The organism is Vibrio sp. 2096 (assembly GCF_033339595.1).
Taxonomy (GTDB): domain Bacteria; phylum Pseudomonadota; class Gammaproteobacteria; order Enterobacterales; family Vibrionaceae; genus Vibrio; species Vibrio alginolyticus.
In genome coordinates, this window is the sequence record NZ_JAWOUX010000010.1 from 74,521 (window position 1) to 100,021 (window position 25,501).

Sequence of the window (25,501 nt, forward strand, 5' to 3'; positions counted from 1 at the left end):
AGCCAAAGCGCGAAAAGCGAAGCAAGCAGACTCAGCTGAAGCGGAAGAAGCTGAAGCACCTGCCGAGCAAACCGAAGATCCGAAAAAAGCCGCAGTTGCCGCTGCAATTGCTCGAGCCAAAGCGCGCAAAGCTAAGCAAGCAGACTCAACCGAAGCGGAAGAAGCTGACGCACCTGCCGAGCAAACCGAAGATCCGAAAAAAGCCGCCGTGGCTGCTGCGATTGCACGTGCCAAAGCACGAAAAGCGAAGCAAGCAGACTCAATTGAAGCGGAAGAAGCTGAAGCACCTGCCGAGCAAACCGAAGATCCGAAAAAAGCCGCCGTGGCAGCTGCCATTGCACGTGCCAAAACGCGTAAAGCTAAGCAAGAAACGCAAACAGAGCCTGTTGAAGAAGCAACCTCCGAAGAACCAGAAGTGGATCCGAAGAAAGCCGCGGTTGCCGCAGCAATTGCGCGCGCGAAGGCACGCAAAGCGCAACAAGAAGCTAATAAAAATAATACTGAGGAGAACGAGTAGTGTCGTTTTTTATTGCCAGTTCACCGCATACCCACAGTCGTCGTAGTACGCCAGACTTAATGAAATGGGTGGCACTTTGCGCACTTCCAGGTTTAGTAGCTCAAACCTACTTCTTTGGTTGGGGTACGCTTATTCAGCTGATTTTTGCCATTGCAGTCGCTGTATCCCTTGAAGCCTTAGTCATGATCTGTCGTAAACGCTCACCAATGAGAGCGCTACGTGATAACAGTGCAATAGTTACCGCTTGGTTATTAGCCGTTGCTATACCACCATGGTCTCCGTGGTGGATTATGGTGATCGGGCTTATTTTTGCGATAGTAATCGCTAAACACCTCTATGGTGGCCTTGGACAAAACTTATTCAACCCTGCAATGGTCGCTTATGTGGTCTTGTTGATCTCTTTCCCAGTACAAATGACGAGTTGGAGTGCACCGACATCACTCATACCTGATCATGTAAATTTTGCAGATACACTCTCTTTAATTTTTACGGGCTATGATTACGACGGCTTATCACTTCAGCAAGTTCGCTCAGGTGTTGACGGTGTGACAATGGCGACACCACTTGATGCATTTAAGACTGGCATTCTTACAGGTGCCACTCCAAGCGAAGTAATGTCGCAGCCAATATTTGATGGCTTAGGTGGTATTGGTTGGCAATGGGTAAACCTTGCTTACCTTCTTGGCGGCATAGTCATGATCAAAAAGCGTATCATCCAATGGTATATTCCAGCAGGTTTCCTTGCGAGTCTGACTCTGTTTAGCCTAGTGTTCACGTTGCTGACGCCAGGGGAAACTGCGTCGCCAGTTTTACACTTGTTATCTGGTGCAACCATGCTTGGCGCATTCTTTATTGCAACCGATCCCGTTTCGGCGTCTACCACCGTCAAAGGACGTTTAATCTTCGGTGCGCTTATTGGTGCTTTGGTTTTTATCATTCGCAGTTGGGGCGGTTTCCCAGATGGTGTTGCATTTGCAGTGTTGCTTGCAAATATGTGTGTGCCACTGATCGATTACTACACCAAACCTAGAACTTACGGTCACTGAGGTAAACATGTTAACCGCTATTAGAAAAAATGGTCTGACACTCGCGATATTTGCATGTGCAACAACCGGATTAGTCGCCCTTACTCAGTACCTAACAAAAGACCAAATCAAGGTACAAGAGCAAAAACAATTACTTTCTGTTTTGAATCAAGTCATTCCAGAAAACATGCATGACAACGCACTCACGCAAGCTTGTACAATGGTCACGTCTCCAGATCTGGGGACATTACGTGCGATGCCAGCCTACCTCGCCACGAAGAATGGTGAACCAACAGCAATCGCAATAGAATCTATCGCGCCAGATGGCTACAATGGTGAGATAAAAGTGATTACTGGGATTGATAATCAGGGCAATATTTTGGGGACACGCGTCCTAAACCACCAAGAAACCCCTGGTCTGGGCGATAAAATCGATCTTCGTGTCACCGACTGGATCCTGAGCTTTACAGGAAAACAAGTCACGGAAAACAATTGGAATTCGTGGAAAGTTCGTAAAGATGGCGGCGATTTCGATCAATTTACTGGTGCAACGATCACGCCAAGAGCCGTCGTAAAAGTGGTGCGAAATACCGTTAACTACGTAAACCAATCTCGTGAAGACATTCTTAACCAGCCGTTAGGCTGTGAAGGAGAGCAGTAATGAATGAGAATAAATTACTGATGAAAAACGGTATGTGGAGTAACAACCCCGCTCTCGTACAACTGCTGGGCTTATGTCCACTGCTAGCGGTTTCTTCCACGATAACCAATGCATTAGGTCTTGGTATTGCAACCTTACTCGTGCTAGTTGGATCCAACGTAACAGTTTCTCTTATTCGTAACTATGTGCCAAAAGAGATCCGTATACCTGTATTCGTTATGATCATTGCCTCACTCGTTACCTGCGTTCAGTTGTTAATGAATGCCTATGCGTACGGTTTGTACCTGTCTCTAGGTATCTTTATTCCTCTGATTGTAACGAACTGCATTATTATTGGCCGAGCAGAAGCTTACGCGTCAAAAAATGATGTTGCACCCGCTGCGCTAGATGGTTTGTGGATGGGCCTTGGTATGACGAGCGTCTTGGTTGTTTTAGGTGCCATGCGCGAATTGATTGGTAATGGCACACTATTCGACGGAGCAGACCTTCTCCTAGGAGACTGGGCTTCAGCTCTACGGATTCAAGTTTTCCAATTTGACAATAGCTTCCTGTTAGCGCTTCTCCCACCTGGTGCATTTATCGGTGTTGGGCTGTTGATAGCGCTCAAAAATGTCATAGATAATTCAATTCAGGCACGTCAACCAAAAGAAGAAAAACCAACCATAGAACGTGCTCGCGTCACTAACGCATAACAAGATAAGGCTCTGTCATAGGAGCCTTTTTCATAAACCGCAGAGACGGTATTGGAAGTCAGCAATGAACAAAATAAAAAGAATCGAAATTCTTGAGCGATTACGAGAAAACAATCCGAATCCTCAAACTGAGCTTAACTGGAGCTCCCCTTTTGAGCTGCTAATCGCTGTATTACTATCAGCTCAAGCAACCGATGTAAGCGTCAATAAAGCCACCGACAAGCTTTTCCCTGTAGCGAATACACCTCAAAGCATTCTTGATTTGGGAGTCGATGGCTTAAAAGAATACATAAAGACCATCGGTTTGTTTAACTCAAAGGCAGAAAACACAATCAAGACTTGTAAGATCTTGTTGGAAAAACACAATGGTGAAGTTCCTGAAGATCGTGCCGCGTTAGAAGCGCTACCAGGCGTAGGTCGCAAGACCGCAAACGTCGTGCTCAACACCGCTTTTGGTTGGCCAACTATTGCCGTCGATACGCACATTTATCGCGTGTCGAATCGCACTAAATTTGCGATGGGAAAAACGGTTGATGATGTCGAGCAGAAGCTATTAAAAGTTGTGCCAAAAGAGTTCAAACTCGATGTGCACCACTGGCTCATTCTTCATGGTCGTTATACGTGCGTAGCAAGAAAGCCTCGCTGCGGTAGCTGTATTATCGAAGATTTGTGCGAATATAAAGAGAAAGTATACCCAGATAGCTAATGCTATTTGTAAATCAAAGCTAGGAGCAAAAAATGTCAAACGGTCGAATTCTCCACACTATGCTTCGCGTAGGTGATCTAGACAAATCCATCAAGTTTTACACTGAAGTTATGGGCATGCAGCTGCTTCGTACTAACGAAAATAAAGAGTACGAATACACGCTAGCGTTTCTTGGTTATGGTGACGAATCCCAAGGTGCAGTGATCGAACTGACTTACAACTGGGGTAAAACTGAGTATGACCTAGGTACTGCTTTTGGTCATATCGCCATTGGTGTTGATGATATCTACACAACTTGCGACGCTATCAAAGCGGCGGGCGGTAATGTGACGCGTGAGCCAGGTCCAGTAAAAGGCGGAAGCACGCACATTGCATTCGTAAAAGACCCAGATGGTTATATGATTGAGCTTATTCAAAACAAGCAAGCTTCATCAGGTCTTGAAGGCTAAGCGGCACTTCTAATAATCACTTGTACTGCAAGTTGAACTCCGATTACAGGCAGGTCTGCGATCTGCCTGTCCTTTTATAAACAAAACCCTTTACTTGATAATAGTTATCGTTTAGATTTATCCGCAACTTCGATATGCGGGATTACGATAATGATCAGTGAATGGGAAAAACACACACTTCTAGCCGATACGGCACTTCAACTAGATGACCCTGTTCGCAGCATTCTTCATTACCAGCAAGCCCTAAGCCTGAGTGAAGATATCAGCGAATGTGTGGAAATTGAGGCGGACGAGCGATTATTAATTTCTGTGATTTCTTGTCATAACTTAGCTCAGTTCTGGCGTTGGGCTGGAGATACTGACTATGAACTCAAATACCTTCAACTGGCCTCTGAGAAGGTCTTAACACTTATCCCACAATGCCCAAATAAAGAGTGTGCAAGCTTTATCGACTCGATAGGATGCTGTACTAAGGCGTTGATAGACTTTATGAAGCGTCACCCTAATCCGGCTATTGCCAAACAGGTTGAAAAAATCGATACCGCCACCAATTGCGAAGTCATTGCCAAATTCCGCTTAAACTAACATTCAAATTATACAGCAGGAATCACCGAAACGTGCTTGGCAAAATACCACTAAAATATTATTAACAACGTCAGTAAATCAAAAATGCCGAAGCTTTCAGCTTCGGCGTTTTTATATGCATCACACTTGGGTTCGCCCTAGAGATATCACGACTCGGCGGTTTTTGTCTTTTCCTATTGGCGAACCGTTATCTGCAATAGGACGACGCTTGCCGTACCCTTGCACTTGAATTCGATCTTCCGGTAGCCCTAGAGACTGAAAATAGTCACGAAGTGACTCTGCACGTCGCTCTGATAAACTTTGACTCGCACTTTTACCATCGGTTGAATCTGTGTACGTCGCCACCAGCACGAGATCGATATCTTGATTATGTCGGATATAATCTGCAATTTGTGATAAACGCTTTTTAGAAGCCTTGGTTAACTGATCACCTTGTCTTTCGTAGTGCAAAATCGTAAAAGCAATGTCCTCGAAACTGTATTTCAATAAGTTGGAAATACAGTCGCTAAACGCGTTGTACTTGTTTTGAAACAGTACTGATGACAATGCGACTTCAATTCTCTGATCTCGGCTCTGCCAATCTTGGTAACTAAAAGTCGGATAACGGCCTTTTTCCAGCTCAGACAAAATGCCCCATGCTGTTTGCCCTCCGACATAACCATCAAACTGTTTAAAAAACTTTAAGTTTGTAATTCGATCGGCGTGTTCACCTGGTCGCCAAGGTGGCGGCATAGAAATGAGACTGACGTTACGTGTTTCTCCCATCGGGCGACGCATTTTTAACTCAAAGTCTAAATTGATTTTTTTATTTGCACGAGATGAAAATACCGCATCTCCAAAGCTTGGAATGGGGTGTACAAGCTGACATTCTAATGGTGTATTGACCACCATTTCCCATTGAGATTGCTGTGGAGTTGCAGCATAACGTTTGCCCATCAAAGCGAAGCTGCTTGTGCTAAACAACGAAAATACAACACCACTGGTAATCAGCCATTTCTTCATCTAATACTGTCTCTTAAACGGCAGTCTGTTGCCGTCAATTTGCATCAATAAAACCACTTCAACCGGCATGCAAAAATCTCGCCAATATAGGGTTATCTGTCACACTGCCATTAATGTGAGCCACCGTGTTCCAATCACCTTAACCGCCACTTAGCGTTTTACTTCCTCATGTTTTATCGGTTTACATGATGCAAAGTATGGCGAATAAACGTCTACATAATATGCAATACAAACTTATTGATTGGATGCAAAATAGAATTCCGGTTTTCTCTTAAATTGCGGTTTTTCTCATCGGTATAATCTGCAATAATGCAGCCTTCGTCACACAAAAATAAGCCAACATGACACTAGAAAATGAAGCTCTAACCTTGAAAAAACGCTTTCGTGGTTATTTCCCTGTGGTAGTAGACGTTGAGACCGCTGGTTTCAATGCTCAAACTGATGCACTTTTAGAAATCTGTGCCGTTACGTTGAAAATGGACGAACATGGCGTGTTGCATCCGGCCTCCACCATTCATTTTCATGTGGAGCCATTTGAAGGCGCTAACTTAGAAAAAGAAGCGCTTGAATTCAATGGTATTCGTGACCCTTTCAGCCCTCTTCGTGGTGCTGTTTCTGAGCAAGAGGCGCTAAAGGAAATTTATAAGCTTATTCGCAAAGAACAAAAAGCCGCAGATTGCTCACGTGCAATTATGGTTGCTCATAACGCAGCATTCGACTTGGGTTTTGTAAATGCAGCAAATGAACGCTGTAAACTAAAAAGAGTCCCTTTTCATCCCTTTGCTACTTTTGATACGGCTACATTAAGTGGCCTTGCTTATGGCCAAACAGTTCTCGCTAAAGCATGCAAAACAGCCGGGATGGAATTTGATAACCGTGAAGCACACTCTGCGCTTTACGATACACAAAAAACAGCAGAATTATTCTGCGGTATTGTCAACAAATGGAAGGCCCTCGGCGGTTGGCCGCTTGTCGACGAAGAATAATAAGTAAACACAACATATTAGGAAAAGTATGAATCCTGTCGTTATATCAGTGTGCGTCATGCTCGTGTTAGCATTGATGCGCGTAAACGTGGTGGTTGCCCTCACGTTTAGTGCCATCGTAGGCGGCCTAGTCGCAGGCATGAGCCTTGGGGATACGGTTGCCGCATTTGAAAGTGGTCTAGGTGGCGGTGCAACTATCGCGCTAAGCTACGCCATGTTAGGTACTTTCGCTGTTGCCATCTCGAAATCAGGCATCACGGATCTACTGGCCAAAAGTGTTATCAAGCGCTTAAATGGTAAAGAAAACTCCGCTTCCACTACTGGCTTAAAGTACGCCGTGTTGGTGGCGTTAGTGCTTGTCACGATGTCATCTCAGAACGTAATTCCGGTCCATATCGCCTTTATTCCAATTTTGATTCCACCTCTTTTGGGCGTATTCGCGAAACTTAAGCTCGACCGACGTTTGGTCGCGTGTGTTCTTACCTTCGGTTTGATCACACCTTACATGATCTTACCTGTTGGTTTCGGCGGTATTTTCTTAAACAACATTCTATTAAAGAACCTACATGACAACGGTTTGGAAAACGTGGTTGCAAGCCAAGTCCCAACCGCCATGTTACTGCCAGGTGCAGGCATGCTGTTTGGTCTATTACTGGCTATCTTTGTTAGCTATCGTAAACCGCGTGTCTACAAAGAAACTGAGTTGACTGTCGTTGACGAAACCGATCATGTCATCAATAAAAAGCACATCTTAGTTGCGGCACTTGGTATTGTCGCTGCATTGGGTGTTCAGCTTTACACGGGTTCAATGATTATCGGTGCTCTAGCTGGCTTTATGGTGTTTACTTTCGGCGGCGTTATTGCATGGAAAGAGACGCACGACGTGTTCACTAAAGGTGTACACATGATGGCAATGATTGGCTTCATCATGATTGCAGCGGCAGGTTTTGCAGCAGTAATGAAGCAAACTGGCGGTGTTGAAACACTAGTACAATCGCTATCAACCAGCATCGGTGACAATAAGCCTTTAGCTGCACTACTGATGCTGATCGTTGGTCTGTTGGTAACAATGGGCATTGGTTCATCGTTCTCTACGATTCCAATCCTTGCAACTATCTATGTGCCTCTTGCGCTAGCATTCGGCTTCTCGCCGATGGCAACGATTGCACTGGTAGGTACTGCGGCTGCGTTAGGTGATGCAGGCTCTCCAGCTTCTGACTCTACATTAGGCCCTACATCTGGTCTAAATGCCGACGGTCAACATGAGCACATTTGGGAAACAGTCGTTCCAACCTTTATCCATTACAATATCCCTCTAATCATCTTTGGTTGGATTGCAGCAATGGTGCTTTAATACTATCGTTTGGATGGATATACATTTAGTTACGAAAAAGCCGCTCAATGAGCGGCTTTTTGTTATTCATAACTGTGGTTATTGCGCTGGCATATTGTCAATAATACGCTCACGAATCAGCTTCAAGGTTGGTTCTGTCGACAGGTAATCGATGGCAATCGGAAAATAAGCGTCGTTAATTTTAAGAACCAAGCTAGGGTAAGAGTTCACATCTAGGCTCTTTGCAAGGCTCAATTGATCTTCGAACACACCTTCTAAGAAAGAGCCATCCATGTCATTCTTGAATTGCTGAACATTCAAGCCAATTTCTCTCGCTAGTTGCAAGTGAGTGGCTTCTTCATGAGGAGGCAGCGCACGTAAGTAGTACGCATGCTGAATCGCTTCTAGCATCTGCTCATAAGAGTCTTGAAAGCCCGCTGCAATAACCGCACGACAAGATTGGTAAGTGCTTCTAACTGGCGTACAAAGCTTCCAGAAATCGTAGTTAAACTTAGTGCCTAACTGGCGCTCAATCTGCTTCCAAATACCTTCGAGTTTTTGTTGCATCTCGGGCGGCATCGGTAAATTAGTATCTGGCGCAAGACCACCAACCACATACTCAAACTGAATCACACCTGGCAGTTGCTGTTTTAGTTTATCCAGCGTTGGTTTGTAACCCCAACACCAACTGCACATTGGGTCATGCACGTAGTAAAGCTTTATGTTCATTCCACTAACCTAAAAAGAAAAAGGAGCCAGTACGGCTCCTTCGTATTCTATCGCTAAATGTGAGTATTTACGAATTACTCAGCTTGATCTTCAGCGCGCGCTGCTGCTTCTTTGATTAGAGGCTGCAGTTCACCTTTTTGGAACATTTCTAGAATAATGTCACAACCGCCGATAAGCTCACCTTCAACCCATAGTTGAGGGAAAGTTGGCCATTGCGCGTACTTTGGTAACTCAGCACGGATATCTGGGTTTTGCAGAATGTCTACGTAAGCGAACTTCTCACCACATGCCATTAGTGCCTGTGACGCTTGAGAAGAGAAACCACAGCTAGGTAGTTTCGGTGATCCTTTCATGTACAGCAGGATTGAGTTTTCAGAGATCTGCTGTTTGATTTTGTCGATAGTTTCCATCGCTTCCTCATTCATGGGTTTGAACTTTATTTATTTGCCACATTCTACTCAATAACGACAGAATAAAAACCATATAATTAATAAGGCTTAATTTTAGGTTGCTCATTGGCGAGCAATGCAGCACTTCACCACTGCTAACCTCTTAAAATATTTTCATATCGGGGTTTTAATAAAGTAAAAACTTGCTAAAATACTTAGCAAGTCAGCCTTAAAGGCGACATAGCTATAAAAAAACACTGGAAGCAATCGAAAGGTCATCCTTTCAAATCAATGGAGAATCGAGTAATGGCATTTGAACTACCAGCTCTTCCTTACGCGAAAGACGCACTAGAACCACACATCTCAGCAGAGACTCTAGACTACCACCACGGTAAGCACCACAACACTTACGTTGTTAAGCTTAACGGTCTTATCCCTGGTACTGAGTTCGAAGGCAAAACTCTAGAAGAGATCATCAAGACTTCTACTGGTGGCGTATTCAACAACGCAGCGCAAATCTGGAACCACACGTTCTACTGGCACTGTCTTGCTCCAAATGCGGGCGGCGAGCCAACTGGCGCAGTTGCAGACGCAATCAACGCAGCATTCGGTTCTTTTGAAGAATTCAAAGCGAAGTTTACTGATTCAGCAATCAACAACTTCGGTTCTTCATGGACTTGGCTTGTTAAGAAAGCTGATGGCTCTCTAGAGATCGTTAACACTTCTAACGCTGCTACTCCTCTAACAGAAGAAGGTACAACACCACTTCTAACTGTTGACCTATGGGAACACGCGTACTACATCGATTACCGCAACGTACGTCCTGATTACATGAACGGCTTCTGGGCTCTAGTAAACTGGGACTTCGTAGCTGAGAACCTAGCGAAGTAATATACTTCCCCCTAAGTTCAATTTAGTCTTATTCAAAAGCTCGCTATTTAGCGGGCTTTTTTGTTTCGCCTTCCCTAGCACCTTTAAATAATTCCCTCTTTTACTAAAGTTCTTCTTATCCACGCCGTTAAAAGAGCATCGAGCGAGGAACATCATGCAAATTCATACGTTAGACAAAGCTGCAATTATCAACGAACTTCAGTTCGGTAATGGTATTAACCATGCCGTACACGAAGGTCGTCGTGCGGATTTCTCGCTGATTCTGTCTATGTTCTCTAATGATGTTCGCGATGTGGTCCCAGTTGAAGAGGTCCAGGAAGTCATCACCAGTGGCAGTATTCTTCGCCAACAATTGGGTTTATCGCAACCTCAAGCTCTTCGTTCTGATAGCAGCAGCTATGAACTCGCAGCTGAACAAGCGAAACAGTTTCACGATGCAGGATTGCCTTCCGCAAAGCTGAGCCATTACCTAAAACCAGATGCGCTGACTTATCTGCCTGAAGACACATTCAACCTACCAGAGGAGGTTTATCACAACCTATCTGGTCATGAGCGACGCAGATTGGGCGAACGCAACAAACAACTAATCCCAGATGCTGGGCTATATAATCAGCTAGTGACGGCTCAACGTCAGCATCAAATTCAAGCTAAAGCATAGAGATCCGCTTTTTATCCAATAGCTTGCAATACCTACACGTCAGAAATGTGACATCTTACAAATTACCGCACAATAGCCCTCACTCGAAAGCGTTAGTTTGAAGCCTTTCACACTGAACCCAACGAATTTCAACCATGCTATTAGCACAAACCACTGGTGTATTGTTTTTCACATATGGATACAGTGAAGGTGCTATGGATATCAAAGAATCAATTATTCTCGTCACGTCTGCAGGTTCGGTTATAGGAAGAACCTGTGCAAATCACTTTGCTCACCTTGGAGCAACGTTGATTCTTTGTGACCAAAATTCTAGCGCTTTGAGAGCGAGCTATGAGCAAATCAGCGCTTTCACTGACAAAGTGTATGCGATGAATGTGTGTAGTGATAACACAACGTCCATTAACTTATTGTTTGACCAGATAGAATCACAGCTACGTGCGACACCAGATGTGATTGTTAATTGCTGGACCAGCTCCCCTATGCCTGGCTTAATGGCGCCAGAACCAATGAGTACTTACATTGATCACTTGTCGTCTGCGGCACGCTTCCTTTATACCTACGGCCAAGTAGGAGCAGAGCGCTTTCGAGCCAGAAACAAGAAAGGCGTCATTGTTAACGTCATTTCTCATGACAACCATGAAGACTTTACGGGAGTTGAAAGCATGGCGGCGTTGGTGTCAGGTTTTACTCACAGCTGGGCAAAAGAACTCACACCATTCAACATTCGAGTGGGCGGCGTTATTCCCTCGGTAAATCATACAAAAGAGGAGCTCAACGAGAGACACTGGGCTGAGATCCAAGACGAACTAGTCCGCAACACAGCATACATCGTCGCGAATGAATACTTCAGTGGCCGAGTAGTTGCGACCGAAGTGTAAGCATACACAGCAACTCTGTTTTCCCGAGCCAGATGTAACTCCTGCACCAAAATAAAAAAAGCCCCAGTCACTTGACTGGGGCTTTAACCTTTTCCCGATTAAGGTTCCGTGCTAGCGAAAACCTTGCTCACTCGATTTTTTAATTACGCGTCAGCTTTTTCTTTCTTTGCTTTAGGTGCTGCTTTTGCTGCTTCTTGGTCTGCTTTCTTCTTGATAACAGTTGTACCTTCGAAAGTTTCGCCTTCAACAAATGCTTTACCGTAGTAAGAAGCCATCAACACATCTTTAAGTTCGCTGATTAGAGGGTAACGTGGGTTCGCACCAGTACATTGGTCATCGAACGCTTCTACCGCTAGCTCATCCAGTTTCGCTACGAAATCTGATTCAGCAACACCTGCCGCTTGGATAGACATTGGGATGTCTAGGTTAACTTTTAGTTCATCCAACCATGCTAGTAGACGTTCAATCTTCTGAGCAGTACGGTCACCTTCTTGGCTTAGGCCTAGGTGGTCAGCAACTTCAGCGTAACGACGACGTGCTTGTGGACGGTCGTATTGAGAGAACGCAGTTTGTTTAGTTGGATTGTCGTTCGCGTTGTAACGTACCACGTTAGAGATAAGTAGTGCGTTAGCTAGGCCGTGTGGCAAGTGGAACTCAGCACCCAGTTTGTGAGCCATTGAGTGACAAACACCTAGGAATGCGTTCGCAAATGCAACACCAGCGATAGTAGCTGCGTTGTGTACTTTCTCACGAGCGATTGGGTCATTTGCACCGTTCGCATAGCTTGATGGTAGGTACTCTTTTAGCATCTTAAGTGCTTGAAGAGCTTGGCCATCTGAGTATTCGTTAGCAAGAACAGAAACGTAAGCTTCTAGAGCGTGAGTTACTGCATCGTAACCACCAAATGCTGTTAGAGACTTAGGCATGTTCATTACTAGGTTCGCATCAACGATTGCCATGTTTGGCGTGATTTCGTAGTCAGCTAGTGGGTATTTAGCACCAGTCTTGTCGTCAGTAACAACCGCGAATGGAGTAACTTCTGAACCAGTACCTGAAGTTGTAGTGATACATACAAGCTCAGCTTTTTTACCCATTTTAGGGAACTTGTAGATACGTTTACGGATGTCCATAAAGCGCATTGCTAGTTCTTCAAAATGAGTTTCTGGGTGCTCGTACATTACCCACATGATTTTCGCTGCATCCATTGGTGAACCACCGCCTAGCGCTAGGATAACGTCAGGTTGGTAGCTAGCCATTTGAGCCGCACCTTTCTCTACTACAGACAATGTTGGGTCAGCTTCAACATCGAAGAATGTTTGAACTTCCATGCCTTGAGCTTTTAGTAGGCTTACTACGTCATCTGCGTAACCGTTGTTGAATAGGAAACGGTCAGTTACTAGGAATGCACGTTTCTTACCTTCTAGGTCGCCCAGTGCGATTGGAAGGCTACCACGACGGAAGTAGATTGACTTAGGTAGTTTATGCCACAACATGTTTTCAGCTCGCTTCGCTACAGTTTTCTTGTTGATTAGGTGTTTAGGACCTACGTTCTCAGAGATAGAGTTACCACCCCAAGAACCACAACCTAGCGTTAGAGATGGCGCAACGTTGAAGTTGTACAAGTCACCGATACCGCCGTGAGTAGTCGGGATGTTGATTAGGATACGAGCTGTCTTCATCTTGTCACCGAAGTAACGGATACGATCAGCGTTAGTATCTTGGTTAGTGTAAAGACCAGATGTGTGGCCGATACCACCAATCTCAACCATAGTTACCGCTTGAGCAACCGCGTCTTCGAAGTTGTCAGCACGGAATAGACCTAGAGTTGGAGATAGTTTCTCGTGAGCGAATGCGTCATCGTGAGATACTTTGCCCAGACCTTCACCAACAAGAACTTTAGTGTCTGCTGGAACTTTAACGCCTGCCATTTCAGCGATTGCTGCTGCTGGCTGACCTACGATTTTCGCGTTTAGCGCGCCATCGATAAGAAGCACTTTACGAACTTTATCAGCTTCTGCTTTGCTTAGGACATAAGCTTTGTGAGAAGCAAAACGCTCTTTCACTTCGTCGTATACTTCATCAACTACGATTGCCGCCTGCTCAGAAGCACATACTACACCGTTGTCGAAAGTCTTGGACATAAGGATAGAAGCAACAGCACGTTTGATGTCTGCTGTTTCATCGATAACAACAGGAACGTTACCTGCACCTACACCGATTGCTGGCTTACCAGAAGAGTAAGCGGCTTTAACCATGCCCGGACCACCAGTTGCAAGGATAAGAGCGATGTCATCGTGTTTCATTAGAGCGTTTGAAAGCTCAACAGAAGGCTGGTCGATCCAACCGATGATGTCTTTTGGTGCGCCTGCTGCTACTGCTGCATCTAGAACGAGTTTAGCTGCATCGTTAGTTGAGTTTTTCGCACGTGGGTGTGGTGAGAAGATGATACCGTTACGAGTCTTCAAAGAGATTAGAGATTTGAAGATCGCTGTAGAAGTTGGGTTAGTCGTTGGTACGATACCGCAGATGATGCCTACAGGCTCAGCGATAGTCATAGTACCTAGGTTGTCATCCTCTTCTAAGATGCCACACGTTTGTTCGTCTTTGTATTTATTGTAGATAAACTCAGAAGCGAAGTGGTTCTTGATTACTTTATCTTCAACAATACCCATACCAGATTCTTCTACCGCTTGTTGAGCTAGCGGGATACGGGCCTGGTTAGCTGCAAGCGATGCTGCACGAAAGATTTTATCTACTTGCTCTTGAGAGTAAGTAGCGAACTCTTCTTGCGCTTTCTTAACGCGAGCAACCATTGCATCTAGTTCAGCCATATTAGTTACAGGCATAGGGAATCTCCTAAAATTAACAAATATTAAAAACTTTTTACTAAGGCTATTACTTATCGTTTTTACTGTTTATCAGTCACTTAGAAAACAAACGTCTTAGTAAATTGCTTTCAGGACTGAGTATAATATTTCAGAGTGTGAAAAAAATTGACTTGGATCAGTTCTCACCACCTAAATACTACCAAAGTGGTGCCTCATCACACCAAAATGACATAAATCACTGATAAACAAATAAATTAACTTTCACTTTTTATTGAGTAAAAAAGAAGCAAATGGACAAATAAATAAAAGAAACTACAACAACCTGTAAAAAAGTTTCATTTTTGACCAACAAAATTACATGTAGGCCCAATTCTTTGTGCTACTGAGAGTATATCGAACCGAATACATCTCTCTACAAACCACCTTGGTTTTTATCAAAAATGTGCGAATGTTAACGTTTATGTAAAACAGTGCAATTTATCAGCAACCTTATACGTAACATTTCCTTTCCAGATTAGATACAGTTTATTAAAGAATTAGTTTTTCTCACTTAAATGGCACGGAATGCGTTAGTTTTTTTCATTTCTTACAACCTAACTTTTGCCTTACATTACGCCCAAATTACCCCTTCTCCTTTTCACTAATGTGAACTTTGATGAGTACGCAACATGCAAACTTTTGAACTTGCTATCTTCTTGCAGTTTTTTCTCGGTTTGGTAGCCGCAGTAAACCCTGTTGGTATCATGCCTGTGTTTGTGTCACTAACCGGGCATATGACACCAGACGAAAAGCGCAATACGGCAACAACAGCAAATGTGGCTGTTGCGATCATCCTGATCATTTCGCTTTTTGCTGGTCAGTTACTGTTAGACATGTTCAGTATTTCTCTGGATTCGTTTCGTGTCGCTGGCGGGTTGCTATTACTTAGCATCGCATTCTCGATGATGAGCGGTAAACTGGGGGAAGATAAGCAGAACAAACAAGAGAAAACGGAATACGTCAGTCGTGAACAGATTGGTGTGGTCCCTCTTGCAATGCCTTTAATGGCAGGTCCTGGTGCAATCAGTTCGACTATTGTTTATGGTGCACGCTACCCAAGCATGTTCGATACCGTGGGCATTAGTATTACGATTGGTTTGTTCTGCCTTTGTTCATGGCTATTATTCCGTTCTGCCCCATTGATCGTACGATTTTTAGGTCAAACTGGAATCAACGTCATTACTCGTATCATGGGTTTGATATTGGGCGCGCTTGGCATAGAGTTCATTGCGAATGGCTTACGCAACTTATTTCCAGGATTAGCCTGAGTTTCTATAAAATTGTATGATAGAGCGATTCAACAATGGATCGCTTTGTCATGACGACTGACTCTCTTAAACATACTCTATATGTCACCATTTTTGGTACTCATACCAAAGCTGGTAAAACGTTCGATATTGCTCTCATTATCGCGATCATCAGTTCGTTAATCGTACTGGTGTTAGATTCGATACCCTCCGTTCGGGCCGAGTGGGAAAAAGAGCTGAAGTTTATTGAATACACATTTACTGGCCTATTCACGATTGAATACCTTCTAAGGCTTTATTGCTCCCCCAAACCTGCCGCCTACGCAAAGAGTTTTTATGGTGTCGTCGATTTACTTGCGATTTTGCCCACTTATTTAGCACTCTTCTTCCCATCGGCTTCGTTTATGGGTGTGATCAGGGCGCTGCGAGTGATGCGAATATTCCGCATACTCAAGTTAGTCCGATACCTCCAAGAGTCCAATATCCTCTTACGTTCACTGCTTATGGCGCGCAGAAAGATTTTTATCTTCTTTAGCTCCGTCGCCATTATGGTAACGATTTTCGGCTCATTGATTTTTATCATTGAAGGACCTGAAAACGGATTTACTAGCATTCCTAAAAGTATTTATTGGGCGATCGTGACCATCACAACGGTTGGGTATGGTGACTTGGTCCCTCAAACAGACCTAGGTAAAGGGCTTGCATCACTCACCATGTTACTGGGTTATTCCATTTTGGCGGTACCTACAGGTATTTTCACTGCCGAACTGCACCAAGAGATGCAATCGCACAAAGTATTGGTGAAATGCCCAAACTGCTCCCACGCAGGGCACGACTCTGACGCAATTTACTGTAAACATTGTGGTAGTGAACTAGCCGATCCAGACAAAAGAGTCGTTCGAACGGAAGACGACGCATGAAAAAAGAGCTCCCTAAGGAGCTCTTTTATTTTGTCATCAAATAAAGGATTGATGTGATTATGCTTTCTCAGACAGAATAATTCGCAGAGTACGACGCAATGGCTCCGCAGCACCCCAAAGCAGTTGGTCACCAACAGTGAAAGCATTTAGGAAATCATCACCCATTTCCATCTTACGTAAACGACCCACTGGTACAGACATTGTGCCCGTAACTTTTGCCGGTGTTAGCTCTTGAGCAGTGATGTCACGGTCGTTAGGAATCACTTTCACCCAATCGTTATGAGTGGCGATGATTTCTTCGATTTCGTCCATTGGTACATTTTGTTTAAGCTTGATAGTAAGTGCTTGAGAGTGACAACGCATCGCGCCAATACGCACACAGGTACCGTCAATTGGGACAGGTGAACTTTGAGAACCCAAAATTTTATTCGCTTCAGCGCCCGCTTTCCACTCTTCTTTACTCTGACCATTATCGCGCTTCACATCGATCCATGGGATCAACGAACCAGCTAGTGGCACACCGAACTTATCGGTAGGGAAAGAGCCGCTGCGCATTGTATCCGCGACTTTCTTATCGATATCTAGGATAGAGCTTGATGGGTTTGCAAGTTCAGAGCTAACAGAGTCATTGATAACGCCCATTTGCGAGATCAATTCACGCATATTTTGCGCACCAGCACCAGATGCGGCTTGGTAAGTCATTGCGCTTGTCCACTCAACAAGGCCTTTCTCAAATAGACCACCTAGCCCCATTAGCATTAAACTAACCGTACAGTTACCACCGACAAATGTGTTCGTGCCACCGTGGATGCCTTGTTGGATTTGCTTTAAGTTCACTGGATCAAGTGTGATGATCGAATCTTCAGCCATACGTAGCGTAGAGGCCGCGTCAATCCAGTAGCCTTTCCAACCAGCCTGACGAAGTGCAGGGAAAACTTTTTCTGTGTAGCTACCACCTTGACAGGTGATTACCGCATCAAGCTGTTTTAAGCTTTCAATATCATATGCGTCTTGCAGTAAGCCTGCGTCTTTTCCTAAGTTAGGAGCAGGAATACCAACTTGAGAAGTACTGTAGAATACTGGTTCGATTAGGTCGAAGTCTTTCTCTTCAACCATACGCTGCATAAGGACTGAACCAACCATACCGCGCCAACCAACTAAACCAACTCTCATCGTATTAACTCTCCATGTATTAAAAAACCTACCCCATAGTTAATTTTTCACAGCAAAATCTCAACCCCTATTTTGTAAATAAGCGCGTTTTTTAACCTTTTCCTCTGAAAAACCGGGTTACACGAGATTTTTTAGTGTTTGGTTTGCGGTTTTAACCATTTTTCAAGTAGGGAAAGCACTTTAGCCCCCTAATTGGTCTTACCACTCAATGAGAAAATAACACATGAAGCACAATAATTTCACATTACACAACATTTAAAACCAAAAAAGTTAAAACAAACTAACAGTTAATTTCACAAGCAAACGTTTTTACCGACGAACATCAAGATAAAACACCAAATGTTCGAAATATAATTTTTGTTAATGTATGTTATGCGCGATTACAACAAGGAGCGCCTTCCTCTATTGCTCCAAGATTGACAGAGGCACATATGAAGCAAGTTACACCACGCCTACCAAGCTTGATACAGGTATTTATCTCGCTCGGTTTATTTCTCCTGCTGGCATTTTCGTTCACAGCCAAGCTAGACCTACCGATTCAGCTAGCGCTATACATCGGTTGGTTCATTGTCATGATATTGGGCATAAAGCTTGGCCATCAGTATAAAGATCTGGAAAAAGCAGCACTAAATGGCATTTCCAATGGACTTGGAGCCGTTTTAATCCTTTTGGCCGTTGGCGCGCTTGTAGGTACTTGGATCTCTGGTGGTATTGTTCCAACCATTATTTACTACGGCCTTAAAGCAATCCACCCTTCCATCTTTTTGCTCGCGACCATGATCATCTGTTCATTGACTGCGCTAGCGACTGGCACATCTTGGGGTGCGGCTGGCACGGCAGGTATTGCAATGATGGGCATCGGTCAAGGTCTTGGTGTTCCTGCGCCAATCACTGCAGGTGCCGTACTTTCAGGCTGTTACTTTGGTGACAAAATGTCGCCTCTATCGGATTCAGTAATCCTTGCTTCATCTATGTCTAACGTTGAAGTGATGGAACATATTAAAGGCATGTTGCCGATAGCACTCATTAGCTACATTATTACAGGCATTATGTTTACTGCATTTGGCTTCCACTACGCAGGTCAAGTTGACATGAGCCAGGTAGACTCTGTCATTAAGGCGATGGAACAGCAGTTCTACATCACCCCTTACTCATTTGTTCCTGTGGTCATCGTATTGTCACTTCTAGCGATGCGTATGCCTTCATTCCCAGTGATCAGTTTTGGTTCTCTGCTAGGTATTATTTGGGCAGTGATGATCCAAGATGTCGATTTCCTAACCGCGTTCAACACGGCTTGGGCTCCGTTTGCAATCTCATCTGGCGTAGATTTCATTGACTCAATCCTTAACCGTGGCGGCATGTCTTCAATGCTTGGGTCGGTAGCGGTTATCGTATTCGGCCTTGGTTTTGGCGGTCTACTAGATAAAGTAGGCGTGCTAGAGACTATCGCGAAGCTGTTTGAAAAACGCGTTCAAAGTGCAGGTTCATTGGCAACAAGCACAATTGGTACGGCCTTTATGGGCAACGTATTTGGTTCAGCGATGTACGTTTCACTTATCCTGACCCCAAAAATCTGTGCGAAGAACTATGACCGTCTAGGCTACAAACGTAAGAATTTGTCTCGTAACGCAGAATTTGGCGGCACGCTAACCTCAGGTATGGTCCCTTGGAGTGACAACGGTATCTACATGGCCAGTATTTTGGGTGTTGCTACACTGTCTTATGCCCCGTTCATGTGGCTGAGTTTTGTATGTATCATCGTAACGATCTTCACTTCTTACATGGGTTGGTTTGTTGATAAGTGCGAACCAACAGCAGAAGCAGTTGAAGAAGCTGAAGGCGAATTAAAGCAGCAAACCGCTTAACTTCGCAGAGATAGGAAGAACCTCCCTTCCGAATTCAATACTAAAAAAGAGCGCTTTAAAGCGCTCTTTTTTTATTTCCAAAACAAATCGTTAGCTTTGTTTGACTGGCGTTTTCACGGCTGAACGCTTCCCAAACCAATAGCCCAAGCCAAGCGGTGCAAAGAATATAACGGCAATGAACAGAATAAAGTAGATGATGGTACTTTTGACAAGTTCAATCAGCTTAGTCATTGCGAGATTCACAACCTCTTGCGACACTCGATCCATATCTTGAGCAAACTTCTCGCGCTCATGGGTAATGATCTGTGCGATTTCTTGGCGCTCTCTGGCAACCATCAGCTCTATAGCTTGGCGTTCTTCACCCAACTGAGATAAACGCGCCTCCGTCCTTTGATCGATATCGTCAACCAAAGGTTGTAACTCCAGCGCCATTTGCTCTGCCAAATAACGCATGTACTCTGGGTTGTTATCGATAAAATCCCTCACCGAATCAGCGGTAACTTGCAAACTATTGAGCGCCGCATTGACTTTTTCGATACTGGCAGAGCTATTCAAGGCCAACAACTGCGCTTTCCACGTCATAATTTTTGGTGTCTGTTCTGATACCAGACTTAGACGATCAGAGACATCCCCGAGTGCTTCTGGCATCGTGCCTAGCGTTGTAACGGCTTCCTCTTCGCTAATTTGGTTTGCATCTAACCACCTACGGTAAGCCGGAGTCCTAATCATGCTTAAATCAGCGAAGGGATGCTGCTTGGCGAACTCTGCAACAAACGTTTGTGTCTTGATGTATGCTTCTTTCTTCAATAAAGATTGAGCCAGTTTATCTACCTCTTTCGCTAAATAAACGGAAACTAACTTGGCCTCATCGGACGCAAAGAGCTCATTACCAGAAGCGGTAGTAAAAAACTGTTCCATTTGTAGCGTGAAAGTCCATGTATCAATCAGTGCAGCCATTGGGGACACTTGGTATGCAGAAGCTTGGATGCCTTCTTCAGCATTTATCTTCCAAAGTAAAATATAAGATTGATGAACTTCATCATGAGGCTCATATTGTTCGTGTAGTGCGTCTGCTGCTTGCTCAACCTGAGCAAAAAACTGCTGCGCATACTCACGAGTCAAAAGACGCATATTGAGCTCTTGTTTGGTAAGAGGGACGGTTTGACTCTCGATCTTGACTTCGAGCAGGGAGCACCCTGAAAGCATCATAACCAGCCCTATCAACATCATTGAAGACATTCGGCGAACGGACATGAAAACACCTTTAACAAATTGTATAGAACAGGAATAAAGCGAACTAAGTCATATAGTTCGAGCCTTTATTACCTCAACTCTTATGACATTAAGTCAGAGCAATATCAATCTGTTAGCGCTTCTGTTATCTTTTCACTATTGAGAACATTATTAGCAAAAAGTATGGTTTGTTTTAGGACATCATCTAAACATGCCAACTTCTCTTCCGGCACTTTTTGCCCTTGTTTAATCAACAGTTCAATATCACCCGAAATACAGTGCAATGGCATTGCACCTAAACTCCCTGAGACCCCTTTAAGACTGTGTGCGGCTCTTTGCGCTTGCTCTTTATCCTCTTCTAACAGCTGATACATTTTAGTGCCATCGCCAGAGTGGTCCTGAATAAAGACCTCCAGTAACATCCGCACAGCGCCCTCGTCACCAGACAGAGAATCTAACATTTTATTGATATCTATGTACGGCTCACGTTCCACTACTTCCACTTGTGATGAATTCACCTCATTACAACTTTTTTCGTTCATTTGGACGTTTTGAAAATTTTCTGACTGAGCTGAGGGAACAGTGTTAGCTCCATTTTCATCATCGCCAACTTGCTCTGACTTTTTATCATCGGTTCTGGGTAGTGGTATCGGTTGAATCGTTTTTGGGGAGAAGGCTCCCAATGAAATGAGGAAAAGGAGCAAACCACTGATTACAGACAGCCAAACAATAAAAGTCATTAGCTTCTGTTCCAACTTATCATTTATCGAAGTTAACTGGTTCGGGAAATCTGGATTAAGCAGTTGATTAGATAAATAACTGCCCTGTGCCTGAGCAGATAGTGCGCTTGAGGTTTGAGCAAGCTGGCGCTGAAGAGCACTTCGCTCTTCGGGAGAGAGTGCCTCTGATTCAATAAAAAGTCGGTCTAAGTCACGGTAAGTATCGCTATTCGTTGCAGAGTCACTAAAGACAGACTCAAAAACAAGCGCACCTAAGCGATAGTACATTGCCTGAATTTGCTCAGAGTTTTCTGTTCGAGCACGGCTGCTTCGTAACTGTTCAGCTAACGAAACCAATTCACTGTCACTTCTTACAAAAGCTCGAGCACTTTCTAAAAATCGGTCGGTCGTATAAAGCAATTGAGTGATGTCTGGTGTGATTTTCCCTTCAGAAAACTCACTTTCAAGCTGTAAGCGAACTGCATAAGCCAACTGAAGTTTCAGTGAAATTTGGTCGACGTGTTTAACACGGTAAGGCAGATCGAAGTTAAAAAAGTGCCTGACTTCTTCAACTTTACTTCCTAACTCATTTACAGTCGAAATCGTTTGAATCGTTTGTTTGGCTTGCAGCCAAATGCCAAGTGCTAAAACACACCACAAAACGAACCAGAACCAAACAAACCGCCGTATTCCTTCTTTTAGCTTCAGCAACACTTGCCCCTCGCATATCTCCATTAATTACAAGCATATACTATGGATGTTTCTTATTCACATAAAAAAAGAGAGCCGTTTGCTCTCTTTATTTAACGATATGATTTTAATTGCGACTTAACTGATCTTTTAGATTTGGAGGCGTCCCTTTAATCGTTAAGGTATCCGTCTCTGGATCATAAAAAATACGCTCGCCAAGTAAGAGACTATCGAAGCTAATATTCAAACCACCACCAGCTCCAACAAATTTAGTCAGTTTGCGAACCGTCGCACGATCACCTGGGAAAGACTCTTCAAGTTCGTACCCTTGCTCTTTGGTGAAATCCATAAAGCTCGTGCCATCTTGGCTTTGAGGAAGCTCTCCGGAAAGTTCTGAGATTTGAACTTCATCACCGGATTTAATTTGCTCATTGCAGTAGTCGTAAACTTGTTTCTTGTACTCGTTCACTTCTTGCTTTTCTAGCTTCGAGTCAGCACAAAAATCATCCACCGCCTGCATCAACACTAAGTTTTGTTGTTTAGTATCTAAGCCAATATCCGCTTGCAGAAAATCTAGGAAGAAGTCCGCCACTTTACGGCCAACGCGTCCTTTAATGTATTGCAGATAACGATTGGATTCCTTGTCGGTCTCGTAGCTCGACAGGTCGATGCGTGCGGCAATATCCATTTTGGTGATATCTAAGTAATCTGTCGCACTGATGTCCAAACCTTCGGTCACTTTTAAACTTTGATTCATTGGTAAGATACCGATGAACAAGTAGTCCGTTGCTAAACTCTGATACTCAGCGAAAACCAAGATACCTTCATCCGCAAATGGGTACTTAATCAACTCTTCTTTCAAGCGATTTGCACTAATTTGTGAGAAGTCGTAAAAATCTCGCTCTCCTTTGCGCATTTCTTGAAGCCAAAATTGAAATTCGCTGTCTGACTGGAAAGCGCCAAAACCTTTACCAGCTTTAGAATGGAATACTCGGTGAAGCTCAGCGACTAAGTTTTCTGTAGATGCATCGTTCTCTAATGATGCTGGACGAAAGTTTACAACCAGCTCGTCCTGATCGTTTTTGCACAGTTGATGCAGAATAACGTTTGAAAGATGAAGACTCATAGTGATTTTATCTTGCTACAAGGTTTTAGTTGATGGGCATTGTAGGTTATCATAAGCCGCTTTTACTATCATTATTAGAGTCTTTATGCCGATTACATCTAAATATACTGACGAGCAAGTAGAAAAAATTCTTGCTGAAGTAGCAACAGTTCTTGAAAAACATGCTGCTTCTCCTGAGTTGACGCTAATGATTGCCGGAAATATCGCAACCAATGTCTTAAATCAACGTGTTGCTGCTTCACAACGCAAAGCGATTGCTGAAAAATTTGCTCAGGCGCTGATGTCTTCTTTAGAAACACCAAAAACACACTAATCACGGACAATAGAACACATACATGGTAGACAGCGGAAACTCATACGGCGAACGTGTATCTCGACTAGTTGGTTGGGGTCACTGGTTTGCATTCTTCAATATCGTTGCATCGATGTTGATAGGCACACGCTACATTGTTCAGTCTCCTTGGCCCGAGACGTTACTTGGTCAGTTTTATCTGGCGGTTTCTTGGGTTGGTCACTTTGGCTTTCTAGTTTTCGCACTTTACTTGCTTGTTCTATTCCCGTTGACGTTTATCCTGCCATCGCGGAAATTGTTCCGTTTGGTGGCAGTGATTTTCGCAACCGTTGGGCAAACCATATTATTAATTGATACCCAAGCGTATCAGTCGATCAATTTGCACTTAACTCCCGTTGTCTGGGAGTTACTATTCAGCGAAGACAAAAGTGCACTCAGCACTGACCTACAACATTTATTTGTTGTGATGCCGCTGATCTTCCTTATTCAACTCGCACTATCCGAATGGGTATGGCGAAAACAGCGCAAACTATCTCATAAGCACGTAGGACGCCCTCTCGCGGCCGTCTTTTTCCTCAGCTTTATGACCAGCCATTTGGTTTACATTTGGGCAGATGCGTATTTTTACAACCCAATTACTAGCCAGCGTTCAAACTTCCCGTTGTCTTACCCGATGACAGCGAAGAGTTTTATGGAAAAACATGGTCTACTTGACCGTGAGGAATACCTAAAACGTTTAGCAGAAAACGAAGGCAACGTAGAGTTAGTCAACTACCCTCTTGAAAAGCTTGAGTTTAACCGCCGAGTTAATAAGCTCAATGTGTTGATGATAAGCATAAACAATTTACGAGCGGATGCGCTGAACCAAGAAGAGATGCCTAACCTCTATGAGTTTGCTGAAAACAATCAGAACTTCCGTAATCATTACAGCTCAAGTAATGATACATACGGGGCCTTTGGTTTGTTCTATGGCTTACCGACCAGTTATGCATCAAGCATCAAGGCGCAAGGTGCTTCCCCAGTATTGCTCGATGTACTGAAAGATCAGGGCTACAACTTTGGTTTATTCAGTGGCAGTGGGTTTGAAGATGATCTCTACTCAGAAATTATTTTCCGCGACTTGAACTTAGCGGAAGACCTAGATGGCACGCAAGCTCATACCGATAAACAATCTATCGCAAACTGGAATACATGGTTAGCAGAGAAAGCAAGTCAGCCATGGTTTAGTTACATCGAAGTCACCACCGTTGATAATTTTGAATCGATTCCTTCAAATAATGACGAAGAAATGCCCGCAAGTGAGCGATTCAAAAAAGCTTATGAATATGCAGTGAAGTCGGCGGATAGAACTATCGCCGGTATTATTGATGAACTAGAAACGACGGGACAACTGACAAACACCATCGTAATCATCACTTCTAATCACGGTAGTGAATTTAACGAAACCAATACGAACAGCTGGGGAGCAAACAGCAACTACAGCCGTTATCAATTACAAGTTCCGATGGTGATCCATTGGCCTGGAATGCTGGCTGGCGAATTTAATCACAGCACAAGCCACCTGGACCTCTCGGTTACACTATTGCAAGATATGCTCGGCGTATCTTCCAACCCATATGATTACAGTAGTGGTCGCAACCTATTCGATGAAAGTCGTCGTCGCTGGATCTTGGCGGGCGATACTCGCGAGCTTGCCTTAATTACTAGCTCGCAAACCACAGTGATCGATAAGTTTGGCAACTACAAGCTGTATGACAAAAACTACAAACGACTTCGAGATGATGCACCTAAGTTGCCAGTTTTGATGCAAGGTTTAACTGAGTTACAGCGTTTTTATTCTAAAAACGATTAATACCTAGCAATCCATA

At 43.9% G+C, this 25,501-nt stretch carries 24 protein-coding genes and 1 pseudogene; 17 read left to right on the forward strand and 8 right to left on the reverse strand.

Going from position 1 to position 25,501, the window contains the following annotated elements; genetic code table 11:
- The 7 genes and pseudogenes from R7Q41_RS17820 to R7Q41_RS17850 all read left to right on the forward strand — a co-directional run.
- Nucleotides 1-517 (forward strand): annotated as a pseudogene (locus R7Q41_RS17820) (electron transport complex subunit RsxC); the annotation flags it as partial.
- Entirely contained in the window at nt 517-1,563 is a 1,047-nt protein-coding gene (rsxD, locus tag R7Q41_RS17825) for an electron transport complex subunit RsxD (RefSeq protein WP_005390256.1), read from the forward strand. The pseudogene R7Q41_RS17820 and the gene rsxD, both read left to right, overlap by 1 nt.
- Before the next feature lie 7 nt (nt 1,564-1,570).
- On the forward strand, nt 1,571-2,203 hold the full coding sequence (gene rsxG / locus R7Q41_RS17830) for an electron transport complex subunit RsxG (RefSeq protein WP_047103464.1): 633 nt from the start codon (nt 1,571-1,573) through the stop codon (nt 2,201-2,203).
- Nucleotides 2,203-2,895 (forward strand): electron transport complex subunit E, encoded by a 693-nt coding sequence (locus R7Q41_RS17835; RefSeq protein WP_005380745.1) that lies wholly within the window; start codon nt 2,203-2,205, stop codon nt 2,893-2,895. The genes rsxG and R7Q41_RS17835 overlap by 1 nt, the downstream gene beginning before the upstream one ends.
- 64 nt (nt 2,896-2,959) lie before the next feature.
- Nucleotides 2,960-3,601 carry an endonuclease III gene (gene nth, locus R7Q41_RS17840; protein ID WP_005380743.1) on the forward strand — a complete coding sequence of 214 codons (642 nt, stop codon included), beginning with the start codon at nt 2,960-2,962 and terminating at the stop codon, nt 3,599-3,601.
- A 32-nt stretch (nt 3,602-3,633) separates the two neighbouring features.
- Nucleotides 3,634-4,050, forward strand: coding sequence for a lactoylglutathione lyase (gene gloA, locus R7Q41_RS17845; protein ID WP_017635317.1), 417 nt, complete (start codon nt 3,634-3,636; stop codon nt 4,048-4,050).
- 150 nt (nt 4,051-4,200) lie between these two features.
- Complete coding sequence (locus R7Q41_RS17850; protein ID WP_005384886.1) at nt 4,201-4,635, forward strand: DUF2753 domain-containing protein; 435 nt, start codon at nt 4,201-4,203, stop codon at nt 4,633-4,635.
- Between the two features lie 120 nt (nt 4,636-4,755).
- On the opposite strand, the gene motY is transcribed toward R7Q41_RS17850, so the two are convergent.
- On the reverse strand, nt 4,756-5,637 hold the full coding sequence (gene motY, locus R7Q41_RS17855; RefSeq protein ID WP_005384887.1) for a flagellar protein MotY: 882 nt from the start codon (nt 5,635-5,637) through the stop codon (nt 4,756-4,758).
- A 341-nt stretch (nt 5,638-5,978) separates the two neighbouring features.
- Between motY and rnt the strand changes: the two genes are divergently transcribed.
- Together rnt and R7Q41_RS17865 are read left to right on the forward strand one after the other, a co-directional pair.
- On the forward strand, nt 5,979-6,623 hold the full coding sequence (rnt, locus tag R7Q41_RS17860; protein WP_005384888.1) for a ribonuclease T: 645 nt from the start codon (nt 5,979-5,981) through the stop codon (nt 6,621-6,623).
- 28 nt (nt 6,624-6,651) lie between these two features.
- Nucleotides 6,652-7,977, forward strand: a complete 1,326-nt coding sequence (locus R7Q41_RS17865; RefSeq protein ID WP_017821192.1) for a Na+/H+ antiporter family protein — start codon at nt 6,652-6,654, stop codon at nt 7,975-7,977.
- Nucleotides 7,978-8,055: 78 nt separating this feature from the next.
- Here R7Q41_RS17865 and R7Q41_RS17870 read toward each other — a convergent pair whose 3' ends face one another.
- Nucleotides 8,056-8,685, reverse strand: coding sequence for a DsbA family protein (locus tag R7Q41_RS17870; RefSeq protein ID WP_318144615.1), 630 nt, complete (start codon nt 8,683-8,685; stop codon nt 8,056-8,058).
- A 74-nt stretch (nt 8,686-8,759) separates the two neighbouring features.
- A complete protein-coding gene (locus R7Q41_RS17875; RefSeq protein WP_017635833.1) occupies nt 8,760-9,095 on the reverse strand; it encodes a Grx4 family monothiol glutaredoxin in 336 nt (111 codons plus the stop codon).
- Between the two features lie 285 nt (nt 9,096-9,380).
- Here R7Q41_RS17875 and sodB point away from each other — a divergent pair, with 285 nt between their 5' ends.
- From sodB to R7Q41_RS17890, 3 genes are all read left to right on the forward strand, one after another.
- Complete coding sequence (gene sodB, locus R7Q41_RS17880; protein ID WP_005396533.1) at nt 9,381-9,965, forward strand: superoxide dismutase [Fe]; 585 nt, start codon at nt 9,381-9,383, stop codon at nt 9,963-9,965.
- 154 nt (nt 9,966-10,119) lie between these two features.
- Nucleotides 10,120-10,623 (forward strand): VC2046/SO_2500 family protein, encoded by a 504-nt coding sequence (locus R7Q41_RS17885; RefSeq protein WP_318108858.1) that lies wholly within the window; start codon nt 10,120-10,122, stop codon nt 10,621-10,623.
- 134 nt (nt 10,624-10,757) lie between these two features.
- Nucleotides 10,758-11,501, forward strand: coding sequence for an SDR family oxidoreductase (locus tag R7Q41_RS17890; protein ID WP_005380732.1), 744 nt, complete (start codon nt 10,758-10,760; stop codon nt 11,499-11,501).
- A gap of 143 nt (nt 11,502-11,644) precedes the next feature.
- Here R7Q41_RS17890 and adhE read toward each other — a convergent pair whose 3' ends face one another.
- On the reverse strand, nt 11,645-14,347 hold the full coding sequence (gene adhE, locus R7Q41_RS17895) for a bifunctional acetaldehyde-CoA/alcohol dehydrogenase (protein WP_005380731.1): 2,703 nt from the start codon (nt 14,345-14,347) through the stop codon (nt 11,645-11,647).
- Between the two features lie 650 nt (nt 14,348-14,997).
- On the opposite strand from adhE, the gene R7Q41_RS17900 reads away from it, so the two are divergent.
- Both R7Q41_RS17900 and R7Q41_RS17905 read left to right on the forward strand, forming a co-directional pair.
- Nucleotides 14,998-15,636, forward strand: a complete 639-nt coding sequence (locus R7Q41_RS17900) for a YchE family NAAT transporter (RefSeq protein ID WP_005380729.1) — start codon at nt 14,998-15,000, stop codon at nt 15,634-15,636.
- Between the two features lie 35 nt (nt 15,637-15,671).
- Entirely contained in the window at nt 15,672-16,535 is an 864-nt protein-coding gene (locus R7Q41_RS17905; protein ID WP_005380728.1) for an ion transporter, read from the forward strand.
- 57 nt (nt 16,536-16,592) lie between these two features.
- Here R7Q41_RS17905 and asd read toward each other — a convergent pair whose 3' ends face one another.
- Nucleotides 16,593-17,708 carry an aspartate-semialdehyde dehydrogenase gene (asd, locus tag R7Q41_RS17910; protein ID WP_318144616.1) on the reverse strand — a complete coding sequence of 372 codons (1,116 nt, stop codon included), beginning with the start codon at nt 17,706-17,708 and terminating at the stop codon, nt 16,593-16,595.
- A 431-nt stretch (nt 17,709-18,139) separates the two neighbouring features.
- Between asd and nhaC the strand changes: the two genes are divergently transcribed.
- Nucleotides 18,140-19,573 carry a Na+/H+ antiporter NhaC gene (gene nhaC / locus R7Q41_RS17915; RefSeq protein WP_206954792.1) on the forward strand — a complete coding sequence of 478 codons (1,434 nt, stop codon included), beginning with the start codon at nt 18,140-18,142 and terminating at the stop codon, nt 19,571-19,573.
- Between the two features lie 90 nt (nt 19,574-19,663).
- Here the strand turns inward: nhaC and R7Q41_RS17920 are convergent, their stop codons facing one another.
- The 3 genes from R7Q41_RS17920 to yejK all read right to left on the reverse strand — a co-directional run bounded on the left by R7Q41_RS17920 (nt 19,664) and on the right by yejK (nt 23,341).
- Nucleotides 19,664-20,827, reverse strand: a complete 1,164-nt coding sequence (locus tag R7Q41_RS17920; RefSeq protein WP_206954223.1) for a chemotaxis protein — start codon at nt 20,825-20,827, stop codon at nt 19,664-19,666.
- A gap of 104 nt (nt 20,828-20,931) precedes the next feature.
- Nucleotides 20,932-22,260 carry an Hpt domain-containing protein gene (locus tag R7Q41_RS17925; protein WP_053349606.1) on the reverse strand — a complete coding sequence of 443 codons (1,329 nt, stop codon included), beginning with the start codon at nt 22,258-22,260 and terminating at the stop codon, nt 20,932-20,934.
- A gap of 82 nt (nt 22,261-22,342) precedes the next feature.
- Nucleotides 22,343-23,341 (reverse strand): nucleoid-associated protein YejK, encoded by a 999-nt coding sequence (gene yejK / locus R7Q41_RS17930; protein WP_005380723.1) that lies wholly within the window; start codon nt 23,339-23,341, stop codon nt 22,343-22,345.
- A gap of 85 nt (nt 23,342-23,426) precedes the next feature.
- Between yejK and R7Q41_RS17935 the strand changes: the two genes are divergently transcribed.
- A complete protein-coding gene (locus R7Q41_RS17935) occupies nt 23,427-23,654 on the forward strand; it encodes a YejL family protein (RefSeq protein ID WP_005380722.1) in 228 nt (75 codons plus the stop codon).
- Nucleotides 23,655-23,676: 22 nt separating this feature from the next.
- Nucleotides 23,677-25,485 carry a DUF3413 domain-containing protein gene (locus R7Q41_RS17940; RefSeq protein WP_005380721.1) on the forward strand — a complete coding sequence of 603 codons (1,809 nt, stop codon included), beginning with the start codon at nt 23,677-23,679 and terminating at the stop codon, nt 25,483-25,485.
- The last annotated feature ends 16 nt before the right edge of the window (nt 25,486-25,501 follow it).

What these genes read in the sequence shown, in the direction of transcription:
- rsxG (WP_047103464.1), top strand. Translation starts at nt 1,571, where the DNA reads ATGTTAACCGCTATTAGAAAAAATGGTCTGACACTCGCGATATTTGCA.
- R7Q41_RS17835 (WP_005380745.1), top strand. Translation starts at nt 2,203, where the DNA reads ATGAATGAGAATAAATTACTGATGAAAAACGGTATGTGGAGTAACAAC.
- nth (WP_005380743.1), top strand. Translation starts at nt 2,960, where the DNA reads ATGAACAAAATAAAAAGAATCGAAATTCTTGAGCGATTACGAGAAAAC.
- gloA (WP_017635317.1), top strand. Translation starts at nt 3,634, where the DNA reads ATGTCAAACGGTCGAATTCTCCACACTATGCTTCGCGTAGGTGATCTA.
- R7Q41_RS17850 (WP_005384886.1), top strand. Translation starts at nt 4,201, where the DNA reads ATGATCAGTGAATGGGAAAAACACACACTTCTAGCCGATACGGCACTT.
- motY (WP_005384887.1), bottom strand. Translation starts at nt 5,637, where the DNA reads ATGAAGAAATGGCTGATTACCAGTGGTGTTGTATTTTCGTTGTTTAGC.
- rnt (WP_005384888.1), top strand. Translation starts at nt 5,979, where the DNA reads ATGACACTAGAAAATGAAGCTCTAACCTTGAAAAAACGCTTTCGTGGT.
- R7Q41_RS17865 (WP_017821192.1), top strand. Translation starts at nt 6,652, where the DNA reads ATGAATCCTGTCGTTATATCAGTGTGCGTCATGCTCGTGTTAGCATTG.
- R7Q41_RS17870 (WP_318144615.1), bottom strand. Translation starts at nt 8,685, where the DNA reads ATGAACATAAAGCTTTACTACGTGCATGACCCAATGTGCAGTTGGTGT.
- R7Q41_RS17875 (WP_017635833.1), bottom strand. Translation starts at nt 9,095, where the DNA reads ATGGAAACTATCGACAAAATCAAACAGCAGATCTCTGAAAACTCAATC.
- sodB (WP_005396533.1), top strand. Translation starts at nt 9,381, where the DNA reads ATGGCATTTGAACTACCAGCTCTTCCTTACGCGAAAGACGCACTAGAA.
- R7Q41_RS17885 (WP_318108858.1), top strand. Translation starts at nt 10,120, where the DNA reads ATGCAAATTCATACGTTAGACAAAGCTGCAATTATCAACGAACTTCAG.
- R7Q41_RS17890 (WP_005380732.1), top strand. Translation starts at nt 10,758, where the DNA reads ATGCTATTAGCACAAACCACTGGTGTATTGTTTTTCACATATGGATAC.
- adhE (WP_005380731.1), bottom strand. Translation starts at nt 14,347, where the DNA reads ATGCCTGTAACTAATATGGCTGAACTAGATGCAATGGTTGCTCGCGTT.
- R7Q41_RS17900 (WP_005380729.1), top strand. Translation starts at nt 14,998, where the DNA reads ATGCAAACTTTTGAACTTGCTATCTTCTTGCAGTTTTTTCTCGGTTTG.
- R7Q41_RS17905 (WP_005380728.1), top strand. Translation starts at nt 15,672, where the DNA reads ATGGATCGCTTTGTCATGACGACTGACTCTCTTAAACATACTCTATAT.
- asd (WP_318144616.1), bottom strand. Translation starts at nt 17,708, where the DNA reads ATGAGAGTTGGTTTAGTTGGTTGGCGCGGTATGGTTGGTTCAGTCCTT.
- nhaC (WP_206954792.1), top strand. Translation starts at nt 18,140, where the DNA reads ATGAAGCAAGTTACACCACGCCTACCAAGCTTGATACAGGTATTTATC.
- R7Q41_RS17920 (WP_206954223.1), bottom strand. Translation starts at nt 20,827, where the DNA reads ATGTCCGTTCGCCGAATGTCTTCAATGATGTTGATAGGGCTGGTTATG.
- R7Q41_RS17925 (WP_053349606.1), bottom strand. Translation starts at nt 22,260, where the DNA reads ATGGAGATATGCGAGGGGCAAGTGTTGCTGAAGCTAAAAGAAGGAATA.
- yejK (WP_005380723.1), bottom strand. Translation starts at nt 23,341, where the DNA reads ATGAGTCTTCATCTTTCAAACGTTATTCTGCATCAACTGTGCAAAAAC.
- R7Q41_RS17935 (WP_005380722.1), top strand. Translation starts at nt 23,427, where the DNA reads ATGCCGATTACATCTAAATATACTGACGAGCAAGTAGAAAAAATTCTT.
- R7Q41_RS17940 (WP_005380721.1), top strand. Translation starts at nt 23,677, where the DNA reads ATGGTAGACAGCGGAAACTCATACGGCGAACGTGTATCTCGACTAGTT.